Origin of the sequence: Pseudoalteromonas sp. MT33b (genome assembly GCF_014117385.1) — a bacterium.
Lineage (GTDB): Bacteria > Pseudomonadota > Gammaproteobacteria > Enterobacterales > Alteromonadaceae > Pseudoalteromonas > Pseudoalteromonas lipolytica.
On sequence record NZ_CP059832.1, the window covers coordinates 288,443 to 307,451 of the forward strand.

15 protein-coding genes are annotated in these 19,009 nt (G+C 43.5%); 8 read left to right on the plus strand and 7 right to left on the minus strand.

All coding sequences use genetic code 11. The annotated features are described in order from the left end of the window. Window positions 1-55: 55 nt before the first annotated feature. From H3302_RS17335 to H3302_RS17345, 3 genes are all read left to right on the plus strand, one after another. Window positions 56-1,654: a lytic polysaccharide monooxygenase gene (locus H3302_RS17335; RefSeq protein ID WP_182396693.1), complete on the plus strand. Its 1,599-nt coding sequence runs from the start codon at window positions 56-58 to the stop codon at window positions 1,652-1,654. Between the two features lie 65 nt (window positions 1,655-1,719). Then, the gene (locus H3302_RS17340) at window positions 1,720-4,353 is read left to right on the plus strand and encodes a glycosyl hydrolase family 18 protein (protein WP_065979273.1); all 2,634 of its coding nucleotides are present in this window, start codon (window positions 1,720-1,722) and stop codon (window positions 4,351-4,353) included. Between the two features lie 203 nt (window positions 4,354-4,556). Further along, entirely contained in the window at window positions 4,557-5,309 is a 753-nt protein-coding gene (locus tag H3302_RS17345; RefSeq protein ID WP_182396694.1) for an ABC transporter substrate-binding protein, read from the plus strand. 1 nt (window position 5,310) lies between these two features. Here H3302_RS17345 and H3302_RS17350 read toward each other — a convergent pair whose 3' ends face one another. The 3 genes from H3302_RS17350 to H3302_RS17360 form a co-directional block, all read right to left on the minus strand. Further along, entirely contained in the window at window positions 5,311-6,816 is a 1,506-nt protein-coding gene (locus H3302_RS17350) for a DUF2235 domain-containing protein (protein ID WP_118845026.1), read from the minus strand. 195 nt (window positions 6,817-7,011) lie between these two features. Further along, window positions 7,012-7,581 carry a manganese efflux pump MntP family protein gene (locus H3302_RS17355; RefSeq protein WP_036972950.1) on the minus strand — a complete coding sequence of 190 codons (570 nt, stop codon included), beginning with the start codon at window positions 7,579-7,581 and terminating at the stop codon, window positions 7,012-7,014. Window positions 7,582-7,671: 90 nt separating this feature from the next. Next, window positions 7,672-8,976, minus strand: a complete 1,305-nt coding sequence (locus tag H3302_RS17360; protein WP_180311782.1) for an NAD(P)/FAD-dependent oxidoreductase — start codon at window positions 8,974-8,976, stop codon at window positions 7,672-7,674. A 260-nt stretch (window positions 8,977-9,236) separates the two neighbouring features. On the opposite strand from H3302_RS17360, the gene H3302_RS17365 reads away from it, so the two are divergent. Then, a complete protein-coding gene (locus H3302_RS17365) occupies window positions 9,237-11,171 on the plus strand; it encodes an ATP-dependent DNA helicase RecQ (RefSeq protein ID WP_182396695.1) in 1,935 nt (644 codons plus the stop codon). A gap of 187 nt (window positions 11,172-11,358) precedes the next feature. Here the strand turns inward: H3302_RS17365 and H3302_RS17370 are convergent, their stop codons facing one another. Beyond that, window positions 11,359-12,813, minus strand: coding sequence for a TrkH family potassium uptake protein (locus H3302_RS17370; RefSeq protein WP_182396696.1), 1,455 nt, complete (start codon window positions 12,811-12,813; stop codon window positions 11,359-11,361). Between the two features lie 186 nt (window positions 12,814-12,999). Between H3302_RS17370 and H3302_RS17375 the strand changes: the two genes are divergently transcribed. From H3302_RS17375 to H3302_RS17385, 3 genes are all read left to right on the plus strand, one after another. Beyond that, complete coding sequence (locus tag H3302_RS17375; RefSeq protein WP_182396697.1) at window positions 13,000-14,304, plus strand: DUF4118 domain-containing protein; 1,305 nt, start codon at window positions 13,000-13,002, stop codon at window positions 14,302-14,304. Then, window positions 14,297-14,965, plus strand: coding sequence for a response regulator (locus H3302_RS17380; protein ID WP_180311780.1), 669 nt, complete (start codon window positions 14,297-14,299; stop codon window positions 14,963-14,965). Before H3302_RS17375 ends, H3302_RS17380 begins: the two co-directional genes overlap by 8 nt. A gap of 80 nt (window positions 14,966-15,045) precedes the next feature. Then, window positions 15,046-15,954 carry a diguanylate cyclase gene (locus H3302_RS17385; protein ID WP_182396698.1) on the plus strand — a complete coding sequence of 303 codons (909 nt, stop codon included), beginning with the start codon at window positions 15,046-15,048 and terminating at the stop codon, window positions 15,952-15,954. A 61-nt stretch (window positions 15,955-16,015) separates the two neighbouring features. Here H3302_RS17385 and H3302_RS17390 read toward each other — a convergent pair whose 3' ends face one another. The 3 genes from H3302_RS17390 to H3302_RS17400 form a co-directional block, all read right to left on the minus strand. After that, window positions 16,016-16,597 (minus strand): hypothetical protein, encoded by a 582-nt coding sequence (locus H3302_RS17390; RefSeq protein ID WP_036972457.1) that lies wholly within the window; start codon window positions 16,595-16,597, stop codon window positions 16,016-16,018. Between the two features lie 105 nt (window positions 16,598-16,702). After that, on the minus strand, window positions 16,703-17,320 hold the full coding sequence (locus H3302_RS17395; protein ID WP_036972455.1) for a glutathione S-transferase family protein: 618 nt from the start codon (window positions 17,318-17,320) through the stop codon (window positions 16,703-16,705). Window positions 17,321-17,368: 48 nt separating this feature from the next. Continuing rightward, complete coding sequence (locus tag H3302_RS17400) at window positions 17,369-18,400, minus strand: NADP-dependent oxidoreductase (RefSeq protein WP_182396699.1); 1,032 nt, start codon at window positions 18,398-18,400, stop codon at window positions 17,369-17,371. A gap of 185 nt (window positions 18,401-18,585) precedes the next feature. Here H3302_RS17400 and H3302_RS17405 point away from each other — a divergent pair, with 185 nt between their 5' ends. After that, entirely contained in the window at window positions 18,586-19,005 is a 420-nt protein-coding gene (locus tag H3302_RS17405) for a hypothetical protein (protein ID WP_065978548.1), read from the plus strand. Window positions 19,006-19,009: the final 4 nt, after the last annotated feature.

Below are 19,009 nucleotides of genomic sequence, written 5' to 3' on the forward strand. Positions count from 1 at the left end.
CTCAACAAAGCGGGGCACGCAATGTGCTCCGCATTTCTACAGCGAGAATACAACAATGAAAACAACTAAATCAAAGGCATTGTCTTTATCGGCAGTGGCAACCAGCATGCTGCTTGCCTGTGCATCAAGCCATGTGAATGCCCACGGATTTTTAGAAAGCCCTAAAGCTCGCCAAGCATTTTGTCAGGCAGACGGCGGTTATTGGTGGCCCGCTGATGGTAGCGCTATTCCTAACCTTGCTTGCCGTGCAGCATTTGCAGAGGCAGGGCATGTGCAGTTTGTGCAAGATATTGAATATTCAGCGAACACGATTGATTACACCAACCTAGCAGCGGTAAAAGACAGTGTGCCCGATGGCCGTTTATGTGCGGCAGGCGACAGTGAAAAACGAGGCATGGATTTACCTTCGGCTCATTGGCAACGTACCGAGGTGGTGCCCAACGCGAATGGCGATATTTTAGTGCGTTTTTTAGCAAGTACGCCTCATAACCCAAGTTTTTGGCAGTTTTACCTGACAAAGCCTGGATTTGATAGCGCCACAGACGTTCTCACGTGGGACGATTTAGAGCTGGTTGAGGAATACGGCAATCTTGATTTTGTGATTGGTGATAATAACGACCGTTACTATGAAATGAGCGTGTCTATTCCTGCTGAGCGCAGTGGCGACGCTATTTTATATACTCGCTGGCAGCGTGATGATGCAGGTGGCGAGGGCTTTTATAATTGTAGCGATATTACCATTGTCACAGACACTGCACCGACGGATCCGAGTGAATGGTCTGCACTGACGTATTTTGTGCGCCAAGGTCAAAATGCCGAAGTGGGTGACAGTGTGTCTGCGCGTTTGTTTGATGAAACGGGGCAAGAGCTGTTTACGCAACAAATGCAAGTCACCAGCGATAATCAGGCTAATTGGCAAGCAGAGTTTGCTCAGCTGCTTAATCTGAATTACAGCCATTTACTACGCATTGGTGTGCAAGATGCTGGTGGCACAATCGCTTTTAATGCCAGCGATATATTAACCAATCAGGTGTTTGCAACAAACGCCAACTACAGTTTTGCACTGAGCGTAAAAGCCGCACCTGAAAATACTGCCCCTATTATCCATCAACCTGAAGATATCACCCTGAATGAAAATAGCACGGCAGATGTGCACTTACATGCCTTTGACGATCAGCAAACCGCATTAACATACCGCTGGAATGTACCGGCTCCTCTTCGCTTTACAGGGGCGGGTGCCGACATCACGTTAATAGCACCAGAAGTCGATGCAGATACCTCTTTTACTGTCACGGCCTCAGTATCTGACAGCATGCTTACCAGCGAAGCCAGCTTTACGGTCACGGTACTAAATAGCAGTGTGGTTGAGCCAAACCCCGATGCGCCTGCGTGGGATAACAGCGCGCAATATAACACCGGCGATAAAGTGAGCTTTAACGGCGGGATCTACAGTGCGAAATGGTGGAACCAAGGCGCACAACCCGACAGCAGTGATGCATGGCAGCTTGAATCAGGTTCGGCATCGAGCGAATGGAACATCGGCAAAGCCTACCAAGGCGGTGACGAGGTGACCTATCAAGGACAGCGCTATCGTGCGCAGTGGTGGACTCAGGGCGATACACCGAGTACCAGCCAAGTATGGGCAAAAATCTAAAGTTTTGTAGTTCAAACTTTATCAATAACAGCAAACAGCTAAATAAAAATAGATAAGAGAGAATCATGAATATAAAACAATTAAGCGCAGCCATTGGTGTTGCATTATGTGCCAGTGCAGCAAATGCTGCACCATCGACACCGACCATTATTTGGGAACCGCAAGAGTACTCGTTTGTTGAAGTAAACCTTGAAGGAACGGGCTCGTATAAAAGCCTCGTTAAACGTGTTGATCAAGTAACGATTAACATTGAGTGGAATGCATGGAGCGGTGATGGTGGCGATAGCTACAAAGTGTATTTTGACAATATGCTGGTAAACGAAGGCCCTTTGGCTGCGGGCACTAAAAGCGGAGTAATTAGTTTCCCTTATGATAAAGCGGGTCGCCACACTTTGTATGTTGAGCTTTGTGAAGGTGGCACAACGTGCGCGCGCAGTGAAGGCAAACCCATTGTTATTGCCGACACCGACGGTGCGCACTTAGCCCCATTACCCATGGATTACGATCCCAATAATAAAGACATTGGTACAAAAGAAGGGTTGGTAACAGGGGCTTATTTCGTTGAATGGGGTATTTATGGGCGTGACTACGATGTCACAAATATTCCTGCACAAAACTTAAGTCACATTTTATATGGTTTCATTCCAATTTGTGGTCCGAATGATTCACTGACTGGAGGCCCTAAAAACGCGCTAAATACTGCGTGTGCGGGCTCAGAAGATTTTGAAGTCGTTATTCATGATCCGTGGGCGGCGATTCAAAAAGCCCTTCCGGGTGTGAGTGCAGACGATCCAATCCGTGGTACTTACTCACAATTAATGGCGCTAAAACAACGCTACCCTGATTTAAAAATATTGCCATCTGTGGGCGGTTGGACGTTATCTGACCCATTCGCATATTTTACTAATAAAGCAAACCGCGACACGTTTGTCGCATCAATGAAAGAGTTCTTAAAAACATGGAAATTCTATGATGGTGTCGATATTGACTGGGAATTCCCTGGTGGCGACGGTGCTAATCCGGCGCTAGGTGACCCAATTGCAGATGGCCCTGCTTATGTGGCATTAATGCAAGAGCTGCGAGCTATGCTTGATGAGCTTGAAGCCGAGACTGGTCGTCAATATGAGCTAACATCAGCGATTGGTGCAGGCTACGACAAAATTGAAGATGTTGATTACCAAGCAGCAAGCCAATATATGGATTACATTTTTGCTATGACGTACGATTTTTACGGCGCGTGGAGTGGAGTAACAGGCCATCAAACCGCCCTGTACTGTTCATCGCATTTCCGCCCTGGCCAATGTGATGGCACAGGTGTTGACGCCCAAGGCGTACCATACAAAGGACCTGCTTACACCACCGATAACGCAGTGCAGCTATTACTTGCGCAAAATGTTCCATCGAAGAAAATTGTTGTGGGCACAGCGATGTATGGTCGTGGTTGGGAAGGGGTTTACCCAGCAGGCACGACTATTGATGGTAACCCTATGACTGCAACAGGGTCGGGTCCTTTAAAAGGCAGCACTGCGCAAGGCGTCTGGGAAGACGGTGTTATTGATTATAAAGGCATAAAAGCACATATGATCGGCGCAGCAGGCACCGGTATTAATGGCTTTGAAGTGGGCTACGATGAGCAAGCAAAAGGCGCATATGTCTGGAATCGCTCTACAGGTAAACTGATTACGTATGACAGCCCTGCCTCAGTTATTGCGAAGGGTAACTATGTTAATCAACATGACTTAGGGGGATTATTTGCATGGGAAATCGATGCCGATAATGGTGATATCCTGAATGCGATGCACGAAGGTTTAGGTGGTGCGGTTACAGAGCCTAGCAACAGAGCGCCTGTGCTGTCAGTATCAAGCACCGTAACTGTAAACGCCGGTGAGTCTGTTTCAGTTGTCGCATCAGCAACCGATGCCGATAACGATGCACTGACTTACAGCTGGACAGCAGACGCCGCGCTGTCTGTAACGGGTGAAAACTCAAATACACTGGTTATTGCTGCGCCATCAGTGACAAGTGATGCGCAATACCTAGCAACGGTATCGGTCACCGACGGTAAAGCTGTGGTGAGCCGTAATGTAACAGTGAATGTTGTGGCGCCAAGTACGGGCGGCAATTCAGCGCCTGTCGTGGCTGCAATTTCAGATAAAACCGTTGCTGAAGATGCAAGCGTTGCGGTATCAGTGTCTGCTACGGATGCAGATAATGATGCACTTAGCTATAACTGGACAGTGCCTGCGGGCTTAACATTGGTGGGTTCAGGTGCAAATATTAGTTTGCAAGCGGGCAGCGTTGATGCCGATACAAGCTATGTTGTAACGGTAGAGGTATCTGACACACAAGCTACGACATCGGTAAGCTTCAACGTGACAGTGACTGACTCTGGCACAACAAACCCACCGGGTGGCGATACAACATGGGATGAAGCCGCCATTTATGTGGGCGGTGACACGGTAATCTATAACGGTGTTGAATATACTGCAAAATGGTGGACACAAGGAAACCGTCCTGATTTAGGTGGCCCGTGGGAAGCAAGCTCAAAACCAACAGACGGTAATGGTGATGTGGTTTGGCAAGCTGCTGGTATCTACAACGGGGGCGACCAAGTCGTTCACCAAGGTACAAAATACGAAGCGAAGTGGTGGACTCAAGGAGAAGAGCCAGGCGTTGTGGATGTATGGAAAGCACTTTAAACCTACCTAGCTACATGTAGTGTATTTTATTAAAATGTGATTTCCCTACAAAGCAGCCTTCGGGCTGCTTTTTTAGTGTCTAATCTCTAACTTTTCCTTATTTTAATTGCTCACTTTCCTCCTCGCTTAGTTTTTGTGTTTCACCTATTATGAACCATACTAAAAGAGTGATGAGTTTAGGCTCTTAAACTACAGGTGTGTTGATGACGATGAAAGTGCTTTTCTTATTGGTTTTTGCTGCGTTAAGCACTGAAGCGTTTGGCTGCGATAGGGTTTTAAAAGTCGGGGTGAGCCAATCGTGGCGACCCTATGTTTTTAGCCAAAATGATCAGCTCACTGGGATTGATATAGAGATTACTGACTTGGTGTTAAAAGAAGCAGGGTTTTGCAGTCAATTTATCGCAATGCCTTCGTCAAAACGTGGATTTGCTGAATTAAAACATGGCACTGTTGATTTACTTCCCGCAGCCAGCTACAGCCAACAGCGAGATGATTTTAGTACTTTTTCAGTGCCTTATCGTAACGAAGTTATGCGTCTTTTTTGGTATCCGCACAGCCATTTGGAATCACAAGACTTAAAAGGTTTACTCGACCATAAACAAACTATTCTTACCAATAGCGGCAGTTATTATGGCGATGAATTGACACGTTTAAGTGCGAATAAAAAATATAAAGATCAGTTTGTTACTGTCCCATCATTACGACAGCGCTTAGCAATGCTGGTGGCCAAACGCGTTGATTTTTTTATTGACGATGAACTAGCAGGCTTAAGCTTGATTCAACAACATCAGGCTAACAACGTAAAAATTCATCCGTATATTATTAATAATGATTATATTTATTTTATGTTAAGCGACTTGAGCCTCTCCGAGGAGGAACGACAGGCTATTAACCACGCGATTCAATTCAACAAGCAAGCAATAACCGATATAATCAGTTCCTATAAAACACAGTGAGTTAGCCTAACCGCGTAACACGCAACTTGATACGTCCGGCATTGGCACCATAAAAACGATTTAAGTCATTCGCAAATGGGCAAAACTCGCCTGACTTTGTAATGCGAATATCGGCACCTTCAGCAATTTCAAATAAATGCTCATCGTTGTCATCAATCGCGCCAATAAGTGCAAACCACTGTGCATGCGCTAAGCGTCTAAATGGCTCAAGCACAGCCATGGGAATTTCTTTTACACCTAATTGCACGTTATCACGATGCCAACCCGCGGGGCCGCAACTAATGCCATCGTCATACCAAGTTTGATCAGGATAAGGCGTAAACCGATAGGTCGCCCCTTGCGCTAACATTAATCCGGTGTGGTTATATTTTTCGGCGCCATAAACAAATACATCTTTACTTTGACCAATACTGAGTACGGTCATGTTTTGTTTATCAAGCGCAATATGTGGGCTTAAGCCGTTGAAGGTTAAGCGGCTTTCATCATTGTAGAGCACATCATACGTAAGGCTTTTTAGCGACTCAGGACGATAACTGGTTAAACGGTTAATACGCTCTGCCACGGTGTAATGAATTGTGGGAGGATGTTCACTTTGCTCATTATCAACCAATACGCAGCACTCTCGGTCAACAAGCTTAAATAAAGGATTAAACCAAAAGTAATTTTGTTGGTGACTAAGCGCCAACGGATCGGGGGTGACAGTGACATCGTCTTGGGCAATTAAATTACGGTGCTCATCGGGCAATAAGCTATGGTAATTAATATCAGCACTGGTCAGAAGGTTAAGTGAAATTGTTTGTTCTATTAACCACTCAATAGCATAACGCAGACAAATGTCGGCTAAGCCATCACGGTAATACCCGCCACCCACGTCAGAGTGTGCGCCCGCAAACCATACCTCTTCTACATGAGGCGCTTTGTTTATGAGTGTTGGCTCAAACGCGCGGCGCTTTTCATCCAGCGCAACACAATGCAGGGCTGCGTTAATATTACTGGCTAGGGTGTAGTTTTCAAAAATAACGTGTTCAGCGCCACGTGTTGCTTTGGTCACTTTTGAAAAACCAATGGATGCCACGGTATCAAATACGCATAAAAAAACATTGTCGCTTATTAAGGGCTCAAGGCATTTTGCAAAACGCCTTGCCAATGCTGCACCACGACTAAAACCCGTTAGCAAAACCCGATCACCCACAGCGTAATATTGTTTAAAGTCGTTTATTGCGCGGTTTAAAATACTGGCGACATCGTCGCCTCTTGGGGCTAATGCTTGATTGAATAAACGTCTGAAGCGGCTTCCTTGAGTGCCTATGCCTTGATAATAAAAACTAAGTTGGCTTGGGAATGGCGTTTCGGGTTCACTGTTGAGTGTGCCGCCAAATAACAAGTGAAGTTTAAGAATATTGGAAATACTGGCGTCTTCTTTGAAATGAGCGGCACTAAATTGTTCTGCATCACGTGGCTCACTGCCTGTGCCATCAAAGTTGAAAATCAGCGTTTTAGGGGTCATAGCGTCATTCCTTTAGTGGTTTGTCATAACATACAAGGCATTTATTAAAATTTGAAGACAAATTATGCGTGATGGCACTCTTTTTATATCAGGCTTTTTATATCAGGCTTTTTATGAGAACACAGAAGACAGGAGAGAGATTTGGGCAAGGTGTGTGGTTAACCTTGCCCAAAATAGCCGTTTGAACAGCTAAAATTAAGCGTAAGTGTGGCTGTATAGAATGCCTGAGCCAATTAAGATAAGGGCAATACCGCCAATGGCTTCAGCTTTTTTGCCAACCCAGCCACTCATCACATTCCCCAGTAATGAGCCGATAGTCACCATTACGGTTGTGGCGAGACCTATCATTGCGGCAGCAACATAGATATTAACTTTCATAAACGCAAGGCTTATGCCCACGGTCATTGCATCAATACTGGTGCCTACTGCGGTCAGCAGGGTTGCCATTAATGAGCGCTTATTGCTTGGCACTTCGTCGGCGTCGTCATCGTCGTCTTTACGACTTTCAATGATCATGTGTATGCCAAGGCCCACCAATAATACAAACGCAATCCAGTGATCATAGGCTTCAACGTACTCGGCACCCGCACTGCCAATTAACCAACCTAAAACAGGGGCAATTGCTTCAATGCAGCCAAAAATTAAACCTAATTTAATGGCACTAAGAATACGTGGGTTTTTAAGTGAACTGCCTTTGGTGATTGATGCAGCAAACGCGTCGGTTGACATTGCAAGCGACAATACGCTGAGAGTAATAATATTCAATTTTTGCGCCCCACAAAAAGTGCGCATTATACGCGTATAAGCCGTAAACAGGTAGAGTAATTTACGGCTTAGGGTGAGTCGCGCTGTTTGTTAATGCAGTTTCATTTTGGGTCTTACCACGCGGAGTACTTTTTCGCTGATCCACAATGCAAAGGTTTTGGCGCTGCCATGAATGGCGCGCTGGTGCATGCGATAAAGAGAAATATACATGAACCGCGCTATTTTCCCTTCGATAAAAAAGCTATTACTGGTTAAGTTACCCATTAAGCTGCCCACGGTGCTGTAACGTGACAAATTCACCAAAGAGCCATGATCACTATAGGTAAACACGCTTAACGGGTTGTTTTTGAGAGTGGCTAGTAGGTTTTTTTCTACGCATTGTGCCATTTGATGCGCTGATTGTGCGCGTGGTGGAACCTGTGAGCCATCGTCTTGAGTAAACGCGCAGCAATCACCAATCACAAAAATAGTCTCATCAACACTGCTTTGTAGGTATTGATTTACCTTAATTTGGTTGTTACGTGTAAGCTCAAAAATACCAATATCTTTGATAAAATCGGGGGCTTTTACACCTGCTGCCCATACCATGATATCGGCCTTTATAATGGCGTCATTGTTAGTGATAAAGCTGTTTTCTGTGGCTTCTTTTACTTGTGTGCCTTCGCGCACCGTGACCCCTAATTTTACCAGTTCTCGTTTTGCCGAGTTGGCTATGCGTTCAGGCAAGGCAGGCAAAATACGAGGACCTGCTTCGATTAAATCAATGTGTAGGCGCTTGGCTGTCATTTTATCTAGGCCATACATTTTTAGCATGTCGGATACATGATACAGCTCAGCCGAAAGCTCAACGCCCGTCGCTCCACCGCCAACAATGGCAATTGTTAGAGCCTGCTGTGGATCGTCATCTTGGTGCAAGCGAGTAAAGTTATCGAGTAATGCATGTTGAAAACGCTCGGCTTGTTGGTTTGAATCAAGGTAAAAGCAATGATCTTTTACGCCGGGGGTATTAAAGTCGTTACTCACACTGCCGATGGCGAGCACTAGGTAGTCATAGCTGACATGTCGCTGTGGCAAAATGCGATGGCCAAGCTCGTCTTTTAACTCGCTTAAGGTAATGGTTTTGTTGGTTGAATCTAAGTGGCAAAAACTGCCGAGTTGAAAATTATAATGGTGTTTTGCTGCATGAGCAGAGTACACAACGCCGTCTAAATCGGCATCAATCGACCCCGTCGCTACTTCATGAAGTAACGGTTTCCAAATATGGCTACGGTTTTTATCGATTAATAAAATATCTGCTTGGCGTTTTTTCCCGAGTTTATGTCCTAATTGTGTTGCAAGCTCTAAGCCGCCTGCGCCACCACCGACTATCACGATTTTAGGAGGTTGGTTAGTCATTACGTTGCCCTCAAAAGTATAATACCTAAACACTCTCGATTTATAAGCGCTTAGGTATTGCAAATCCATTCTTCAATACCCCATGGCAACGGGTCTATTGTGCGCCTTTTTGCTGGTTTTGTCAGTAAAGCTTACGAACAATATAGTGTGTTTAGTGATATTAATGGCCTTGGGTGATGAGCCTAAACACGTTAACATGGCTAATTCGCACTAAGGCACCTATCATTACCTAATACAGGGAAATGAAACAAGGGATCAGGATGACTACAGCACTCCACACTTCGCTAAATCAATACTTTGGCTTTACTGAATTTCGCCAGGGTCAGCAACAAACGATTGAACAACTGTTAAATCAACAATCATCATTGGCTATCTTTCCGACAGGGTCGGGCAAGTCGTTGTGTTATCAATTAACTGCATTGCATTTGCCTAATTTGACCTTGGTGGTTTCACCCTTGTTAGCGCTGATGAAAGATCAAATCAGCTTTTTGAATAGCAAAGGTATTTACGCGGCCAGCTTAGATTCGAGTCAAACGAGCGAACAAAGCCATACCGTGATGAGTGATGTGCGAACCGGGAAGGTTAAAATTTTAATGGTGTCGGTGGAGCGTTTTAAGAACGAACGCTTTCGCGAGTTCATCAAGCAAGTGCCGATTTCAATGCTGGTGGTTGATGAGGCGCACTGTATTTCTGAATGGGGGCATAACTTTAGACCCGACTATTTAAAACTGCCGCGTTATCGCGATGAGCTTAATATTCCTCTGGTGTTGCTATTAACTGCAACGGCAACCAAAAAAGTAAAACGTGACATGTGTGAGCGGTTTGCCATTGCACCTGAATGCGTTGTGCAAACAGGGTTTTATCGTGCGAACCTTGATTTATCGGTGTTAAGTGTGGCGAGCCAAGACAAACAATCGCACTTAACACGCGTTATTGCTGAGCAGCAGGGCGCAGGCATCGTGTATGTGACACTGCAACACACTGCTGAGCAAGTGGCCGCAGCGTTAGCGCAGACAGGACTTAATGCAGTGGCGTATCATGCGGGTCTTGACGATGATAAGCGCTGGCAAATTCAAGATGACTTTATGGCGGGTAACATTAATATTGTGGTTGCCACCATTGCGTTTGGCATGGGCATTGATAAGTCGGATATTCGCTTTGTTATTCATTATGATTTACCTAAATCAATTGAAAACTACAGTCAAGAAATAGGCCGCGCAGGGCGAGATTCTAAGCAATCAAATTGTTATACCTTAGCAAATCTAGATGGCCTGAACACAGTTGAAAACTTTGTCTATGCCGACACCCCCGAGCAAAGTGGTATTGAATATGTGATCAACAATATTCGCACGGAGCAAACGAATGGTCAGTGGGAAATGCAAGAATACAGTTTGTCGAGTGACAGTAATATTCGTGCATTAGCCTTAAAAACGTTATTAGTACAGCTTGAAATTCATGGCGCTATCACGCCGTTGTATGCCTATTATGCTGACTTTAAATATAAGTTTTTAACAGACAAAGGCACACTTCTTCAGCAATTTGATGAGCAGCGCCAAGCATTTCTACAGCAGGTATTTAATCATACTGAGTTTAAGAAAATTTGGGGCACTCTCAACTTTGACGCCTTAACACATGCCACGCAAGTCGATAGAAAACGGGTGGTTGCTGCGCTCGATTATTTGGCCGAAAAAGGTCACATAGCCCTTGAAACTAAACGCATTACACAAGTGTATGAGGTGAATAACGAAGTCATTAATGCAGACAATTTAGCGTCGCAATTACATCAGTACTTTATTGAAAAAGAGCAGGCAGAAATAAAACGCATTGCCGCATTGGTGCGCTTTTTTGAGCTTAATAGCTGTTTGAGTTATAACCTTGCACGTTATTTTGATGATCACAATGCCCCAAAAGAGTGTGGCCATTGTTCTGTGTGTCGAGGCCAGTCTGTAAAACTTAGTTATTCACTTGAGCACACCATGCCAGACACTGCGGTTATTGCAGCTAAAGTTACACAGCTAAAAGAGCACTTAGCCACTAAAGGGGTAACTGAAATCAGTATTGATACTCAATGCCGCTTTTTAGCGGGGATGAGCGTGCCACTGTTTACCCGCAATAAAGTTAGGCAGCTTTCAGGTTTTGGGGTGTGTGAACACCAGCGTTATAGCGATATTAAAGCAGTGCTACAGCAGTTGTAGTATCGCTTTAAATTTTAAACGCATGTGTTTAAGCTTCGGTAGCTTAGGTAACCATTTTTGACGAACCTGTCTTGTATAACTCTGTCAGTGTATTTTGTAAGGACAACTGAAAGTTTTCTTTGTAGAGTGGTAACTATTGCAACGTGCCACTTATCAGTTTTAGGGCTGAGTATTTAAGAGCTTCTTTTTATTGCTTCCAAAACGTACGCGTAAAAAGGGCAAAAACAGTAAAATATTCCAAACGACCCACAAGCATTGCGCTGGTTAATATCCAGGTTCCTGCGTCTGAAACTGGTGCAAAGTTCGCGCCTACTTCACCAAACCCCGGTCCGAGCACATTGACACATGCGGCGACTGCTGAAAACGCACTCCAAAAATCCAGCCCAGTAAACATGAGTAATAATGTAAACAGCATGCTTGATCCTGCGGCAAAAGTCATAAATGCCATAACGGCATGAAGTACATCATCTTTTACAGGGCTGCCTTGGTACTTAATGGTGAATATAGCGCGGGGATGAAGAAGTTGTTTAAAGTTATTATTGAGCATTTTAACCACTAGAATATTTCTGATGATTTTATTTCCGCCAGCCGTTGAGCCCGCGCATCCCCCTAAATAGCCGGTGATAATAAGTAAAAATCCGACAGCTTCGGGCCATTCAGTAAAGCTTGCTGCACCAAATCCGGTGCTGGTTATAAACGACACTATATGAAAAGTTGAAAAACTCAATGACTCAAAAAAAGAGGAGTAGGTGTCGTGACTGTACAAAATAACGCCCGACAACACTGCAAGGGTTGTAATGATGTATATAAAATAACGCGTTTCTTCATCAGCATAGTAACTACCGAGCGCTCGTTTGTGGACGACTCTAAAGTGCAGTGCAAAATTAATAGCACCTGCAATCATAAATAAGTTGGCGACCCATAAAATTAAATGACTTTTGTAAAACCACATACTGGCATCGTGGGTCGAGAACCCTCCCGTTGAAACGGTTGTCAGTGAATGAGCCAGTGCATCGTAAAAAGTCATGCCTGCAAAATAGTAAGAAACAGTACACAACACGGTTATGCTTAAGTATACACTCCAAAGGTAATGCGCCGTGTTTGCAATACGAGGTGATAGCTTTTCATCTTTAATTGGCCCAGGTGTTTCGGCTTTTAAGAGCTTCATGCCACCTATATTTAGCATGGGTAAAATAGCCACCACGAAAATAACAATGCCGAGCCCTCCCATCCATTGTAAAAACTGGCGGTATAATAAAAACGTACGCGGCATATCATCTAAGCCCGACAGTATTGTGGCGCCGGTGGTGGTTAATGCGCTTATTGATTCAAACATGCCATCTGTAAAGCTCACTTTGGTGACTAAAATGATTGGAATTGCCCCCAAAAAGCCAGCAATCACCCACGTGGCTGTCGCGTAAATCAGTGCATCCCTAAAGTTGGCCAGTGATGAATCAACATGCTGGGTTTTTAACAGTATGACACTTGCTGTAAAAAGCATTATTGACGCAGGCAATAGGAATGACACGGATACATTATCTTTAAATAAAAATGCAGATAAAGCTGCAAATATCAATTGCACTATACTCATCCACAAAATAGGGAAAGCGAGTAATCGAAATGTGATTTTCCAATTGATCATACGTCTACTGATTTAATGAACGGCTCTTAAATCAGCATGCTATTGAAATAGACGTATATGTCTTTAGAGAGAGTGGAAGCTTTATAAAGATTTTATGCCGAGATAAAAAAACTTTATAAAAACTTTATAGTGACAAAAATAAAAACACTTTAATCTAATGACAATTCGTTAGATGAGCATAAACAGATGATGCAGTCAGTATTCAAACCCCCGTTATTTAAGGCCATATTTTTAAGTGTATTGATGCCACTTGTGGTGGTGCTTGCTATTTTTCCGTTTAGAGAACTGTTTACTACCACCGATATTGTGATGTTACAGCTGTTGTGGGTGACGTGGGTGGCTGTACGAAGTAATCGCCGTGTTGCAGCGCTGACAACCCTAGTGAGTGTAGCCTGCACCGACTGGTTTTATGTGGTGCCGTACTTTACCTTTCACATTGAAAACATTGAATATGTGGTGACATTTGTGGTGATGCTTATTGTTGGCCTAGTGATAAGCCATTTAGCCGGTGAGCTCAATACTAAAGTGCGCGATGTGCAAGAACACGCCAGCAATAGCCGACTGCTCTACGAGCTTGCGAAAAAATTAAATGAACTCGACAGTTTAGATGAGCAAAAGCAATTATTTATAGCCGCGATGACGGCACATTTAAAGGTTAAATGTGATTGGCATGTATCGCAGACAAACAATGTTATGTATTTAAATGAGCAGCAGCCTGAATTAGGGGGGATCGCGTTTGCAAAACCCTTGACGAGTGAGCAACAAGCGCTGGCAGATACGGCGTGCTCTTTATTGTATCAAGTTCACGAAAAAACGTTATTGCGTCAACAGTCTGCGGCCATTGCAGTACAAGCGGAACTTGAGCGGTCAAAGAATACCTTGCTGCGCAGTTTATCGCATGACTTGCGAACTCCTTTGGCAACCATTATGGGGGCATCAAGTATGCTGGCTGATGAAGAGATCGAATTAAGTCGTGACGTGGTTAAAGAACAAGCCAGTAATATTTTTGAGCAAAGTAAAATACTTAATCAGCATTTTGATAAGGTAATGGAGCTAAGCAAAGTCAATAAGTTAGGTGAGAATATTACATGGCAAAAACTCAACGTTTCGAGCCTCATTAGCGAAGCAAAAGCGCGTAGGCAACAGCAATTAAGCGACTTTAAATTAACCATTAATGCTGCACAAAATAGTGCCTGCTATGGTGATGAAACACTGCTAGAAATTGCCTGTGCTAATATGCTCGAGAACGCAGCGCGTTATGGTGACGGAACGGCGGATATGCAATTTATTGAACGAGAAAATGAGTATCAACTCGTGCTAATAAACTCGATTAATCGCAATAATGAAACCAGTCAAGACGAAGGCGTTGGTCTTGGCAGTATTATCTGCGATGTGGTTGCTAAGTGTCATCAAGGTCAATTTGAGTTAACCATTAATGAGCAAACAGGGCAGGCGAAAGCCCAGTTGATTTGGAGTAAACAGCATGGCTAACATTTTAGTGTTAGAAGACTCACCTCCACTGCAAAGTTTTTTAAAAACGCTGCTTAAAGCCAGTGGCTATGAAGTCAGCCTATGCGCAAAGGGCTTAGATGGCTTTGCACTGTTAAGTGAGCAACAGTTTGATTTAGTGCTACTTGATTTAGGCTTACTCGATATGGATGGACAAAATTGGCTGCTTGAGTTTAGGCAATGGAGTTTATTACCGGTATTGGTTTTATCTGCGCGTGATGGCGAAACAGAAAAAGTAACCGCACTGGATAATGGCGCAAACGATTACATAACGAAGCCCTTTAGTGCCAACGAACTTCTTGCCAGAATACGGGTTTTATTACGCGCCCAATCTTCGCCAAATATGACATTGCAATGTGGTGATATTCATATTGATCCCCACAAACATGTTGTTAAAAAAGACGGGCAGAGCATCAAGTTAACTAAAAAAGAATACGCTATTTTACTGTTACTCTTTCAACAAAAAGATAAAGTATTAACGCATAACGCTATTTTATCTCAAGTATGGGGGGAGCAATATATAAATCGCCCTGAATACGTGCGTGTTCACATAGGCCAGTTAAGACAAAAACTCGAAGATAATGCAGCAAACCCTAAACACATACTTACCGAGCCCGCCGTGGGTTATCGGCTAGTTGATTAAGTTTTATGTCTTTTTCGTTAGGCATACCCCATTTATTGACTACTCTTTTAATATTAAAAACAATAAATTGGGGTATTTGATTGACGTCTAATTCAAAGGGCAGCAAAGGGCTTAATACGCTGTCTAATAAGCAGCTAGAGCGTATTATTGCAGAAATTGATCAAGCAATTGAATGGCACCAATCTTGGTATAAGCAGTTACTACGCAGCCTAATCTCAAATGTCCCTGCCAATAAGCATGACCTTAGCGACAATGCGCATAATTTTTGCGAGTTTGGTCAGTGGTTTAATAAGTTACCAACCGACACTAAAAAGTTGCATCCTCATTTTTCTGAGATGGGCACTGCGCATCAAAAAATGCATCAAGGTGCTAAAGTGCTTTTGTCGTTAAATGAAGCTAAATCGGCTATTCCAGTGAGCTTACTCGATCAATTTCATGCTGATTTAGACACGCTCAGAGATTTATTTGAAGCGGTGAGCGATGAGTTTTCCGACGTTTTGCATACCCGTGATCCACTTACTGGGGCAACTGATCGCACCAACTTACTGAGTCACCTGCGCAAAGAGCACGAACGCTGTAAACGTCACTCGCTTGAATGTGCAATTATCATGATAGATCTTGATCATTTTAAACGCGTAAATGATGAGCATGGTCACGCAGCTGGCGATAAGGTATTGGTTGCCTTAGTAAAATGTATTCAATCGCATTTACGAGAGTACGATCAACTGTATCGTTATGGGGGGGAGGAATTTTTAGTGTGTCTGCCAGAGACCGAGCTTGAAGGGGCCAAGTCATTTTCTGAGCGTTTAAGAGCGAGTGTCGAAGAGTTAAACATTAATATTGGGACCAACACGCCTATAAATGTGACAGGCTCGTTTGGTATTGCCTCTGTCAGTGTTAACGATGATATTGAGCAGGCAATTGAAAGAGCAGATCACGCGATGTATCAAGCTAAAAAGTCTGGCCGCAACAGAGTCTGCGTGACGTAAGGATATTAGCGACGCTTGCCTCTTCTTTACTGATTATTTTTGGCGATGAACATGGCCATGCTTACTTTACCTTGAGCCCAATCAACACAGACGACTTTGCATTACGTGAACTAAACAAACTGGCACATAAATAGCCGCTATCAGCGATATAGGTAGAAAGTTGTTGTGAGTGTTTTGTGAAAGTTTCTAAATCAAGGTGAGTCGATGCTAAGTACAGGCCATTGCTAACGATAGCGTTATTTACGGTGTTTAAAAATGTCACCGCTGCTTGAAAGGAATCAAAGCAACATAATGTGTCTGCTTCATTATTAAGGTTTATGATATCTGCAAGGTCTATATTGCTCGGCATTTCATGACTGTAAAGCTTGGCAACAATATTTAAAATGACATTTTGTATCACGCTTGTGTCGTTGCTTGGGTGGGTTATTTTAATGAGTGGTGTGCCATACGATGCACAATAATCAGTAAGCTCTTTTGTGTTAGAGCAATCAAGCCCGCCAACAAATACGGCATCGAATTGAGCAAAATCTGTTGCTTGAAATGTCTGTGGGCATAGCAATGTTGCATGCTCTGAGGCGGTTAGGTTTGGTACTAATATGGCGATGTTTAAATCGTTAGATAATTCGTGAATAGGTACAAACATTACTTATTTACTATTTTAAAAATGCCCAGTAAAACCACGGCTATGCCCTCCATCGTAATAATATAGAGGCAGTAAAGGCACAAAACAGTGCCCTTACTTTTTACGCTAATCGTATTTTGCTTCTAGCTCATTGGCTGTGTGATAGCTTTCGTGAGTTTTTAGCTGCTCAAAGTAGCGTTCGATTTCAGGGAAGTGCGACAGCTTACCCGCCTGAGCAACCTGCTCTACAACAAAAGACATCATGAAATCAGCGCCTGTCAATGTGTCATCGACTAAGTACTGCTTACCTTGTAATTGCTGATTAACATAGCTCAGTATTTTAGCAATTTCATGGTCGGCATAGTCGGCAATAAAGTTAGTTTGACAGCCATCTTTAGTAATAAAGAGTTTTAGTAGAAGAGGCACCATGGCAGAGCTTTCAGCAAAATGCAGCCATTGCTGGTAATCAACATAGCTGTCGCTTTGCTGACTTGGCATAAACTTGCCTTGCCCGTACTGGCTAATTAGATAATCAGTAATTGCACCAGACTCGGTAATTACTTTACCGTTATCTTCAATAACGGGCGATTTACCCAGCGGATGAATTTGTTTTAGTTCATCAGGTGCTAAAAACGTTTCTTTATTGCGTTGATAGGCAACAATGTCGTAATCGACACCAAGCTCTTCCAGTAACCAAATAATACGTTTAGAACGTGATTTATTTAAATGGTGTAACTTAATCATTCGTTATCCTTAATAGTGGCGCAGCATGGGTTGCTACGCCTAAAAAATTTATATTGGCTGCTGAACTTGCACGACAGTTTTGCCAAAATTCTCACCATTCAACATAGCATTAAAGGCGTTAAGTGTATTTTCGAAATTAGCTTCAAGGTGCTCTTTATATTTGATTTTTCCTTCGCTTAGCCATGCTTGCATGTCTTTTGCGAACTCCTCATAACGATGAGCGTAGTCATCAAAAATAATGAAACCTTGCACTTTAATACGTTTCTTTAAAATTAAGCCCATAAGCATAGACAAGCGGTCTGGGCCCGGTGGCAGCTCGGTTGCATTGTACTGTGATACTAAACCACATAATGGAATGCGCGCTTTGGTATTTAACAGTGGTAATACGGCGTCGAGTACATGACCACCGACATTTTCATAATAGACATCAATGCCTTTATTACAGGCTGCGCTTAACTGTTCTGCAAAATCATCCGCTTTGTGGTCAATACAAGCATCGAACCCAAGGTTTTCAACTGCATGTTGGCATTTTTCTTTACCGCCAGCTACGCCAACGACCTTACAGCCTTTTAATTTAGCTATTTGCCCTACCGTTGCACCGACAGGTCCTGTGGCCGCAGCAACAACGACCGTTTCGCCTGGTTTTGGTTCACCAATATCCAAAAGCCCCATGTACGCCGTAAACCCAGGCATACCCATAATACCTAACGCATAAGAAGGGTTTTCAGGGTTCTTACCCAGCTTCATTAAGCCTTTTGTGTCGCTGATTGCGTATTCTTGCCAGCCCGTGTAGGCCAACACCCATTCACCTTCTTGGTAGTCAGGGTGGTTTGATTGCTCAACTTGGCATACGGTTGCGCCCACCATCACATCACCAATTTCGACAGGGTCAGCATATGACTCTGCATCGCTCATTCGCCCACGCATATAGGGGTCGAGTGATAAATAAATAGTTCTAAGCAGTACCTCACCGTTTTTTGGTGCGGGTACTGAGTGTGTTTTTAATACGATATTGCTTTCATTTGCGACGCCATTTGGGCGAGACTCAAGAATATATTGACGATTTTGAATATCAGACATACTTTGTTCCTATTACTAGGTTTATGAAGTGGTGCATATAGATGAAGTGCGGGCGCATTCATAAAATTCAATGATTAAATTGTCACTGTGAAAATAAACACAATTTCAGTCACGCAATAATCGATTTTGCAGAGGGCACAGAAAGGTGTATGCTCAAATGCAACAGATAAGTCAAAAGGATTGATATGAAACGTATTTTATTGTTAACGACGGCGCTTTTAACTGGCGCGTTTAGCGCTCAGGCTAACGCGAATGATGAGGTATTATCGGTTGACCCTGTCTCGCTTTCGGGCGGTGCGTTTGCATTTGAAAACGACGCCAAACGTTATCCCAAACAAAGCCAATTTAGTATTTTGCATAGTGTGATGATGAGTAGCGAAAGTGGCCGACGTCTCGCCGTGGTTACTATCGAAAACAAAGCATCTGGCTCTCGTATTTTGCAAGCCGACCATATTATGGCGTTGTTTGCAGATGGCAGCCGATTAAACCCTCTCACTTTCGATGAAGGCATTAAGCTTGATGATGGAGAAAAACGCTCCCTTACACTTTCGTTTGGTGAAAATGAGTACCCAATTTTAGCTGTCTATACCAGCCTAGATAAATAAAAGG

Coding starts and splice junctions, on each gene's coding strand:
- H3302_RS17335 (WP_182396693.1), top strand. CDS start 56: ATGAAAACAACTAAATCAAAGGCATTGTCTTTATCGGCAGTGGCAACC.
- H3302_RS17340 (WP_065979273.1), top strand. CDS start 1,720: ATGAATATAAAACAATTAAGCGCAGCCATTGGTGTTGCATTATGTGCC.
- H3302_RS17345 (WP_182396694.1), top strand. CDS start 4,557: ATGACGATGAAAGTGCTTTTCTTATTGGTTTTTGCTGCGTTAAGCACT.
- H3302_RS17350 (WP_118845026.1), bottom strand. CDS start 6,816: ATGACCCCTAAAACGCTGATTTTCAACTTTGATGGCACAGGCAGTGAG.
- H3302_RS17360 (WP_180311782.1), bottom strand. CDS start 8,976: ATGACTAACCAACCTCCTAAAATCGTGATAGTCGGTGGTGGCGCAGGC.
- H3302_RS17365 (WP_182396695.1), top strand. CDS start 9,237: ATGACTACAGCACTCCACACTTCGCTAAATCAATACTTTGGCTTTACT.
- H3302_RS17370 (WP_182396696.1), bottom strand. CDS start 12,813: ATGATCAATTGGAAAATCACATTTCGATTACTCGCTTTCCCTATTTTG.
- H3302_RS17375 (WP_182396697.1), top strand. CDS start 13,000: ATGATGCAGTCAGTATTCAAACCCCCGTTATTTAAGGCCATATTTTTA.
- H3302_RS17380 (WP_180311780.1), top strand. CDS start 14,297: ATGGCTAACATTTTAGTGTTAGAAGACTCACCTCCACTGCAAAGTTTT.
- H3302_RS17390 (WP_036972457.1), bottom strand. CDS start 16,597: ATGTTTGTACCTATTCACGAATTATCTAACGATTTAAACATCGCCATA.
- H3302_RS17395 (WP_036972455.1), bottom strand. CDS start 17,320: ATGATTAAGTTACACCATTTAAATAAATCACGTTCTAAACGTATTATT.
- H3302_RS17400 (WP_182396699.1), bottom strand. CDS start 18,400: ATGTCTGATATTCAAAATCGTCAATATATTCTTGAGTCTCGCCCAAAT.
- H3302_RS17405 (WP_065978548.1), top strand. CDS start 18,586: ATGAAACGTATTTTATTGTTAACGACGGCGCTTTTAACTGGCGCGTTT.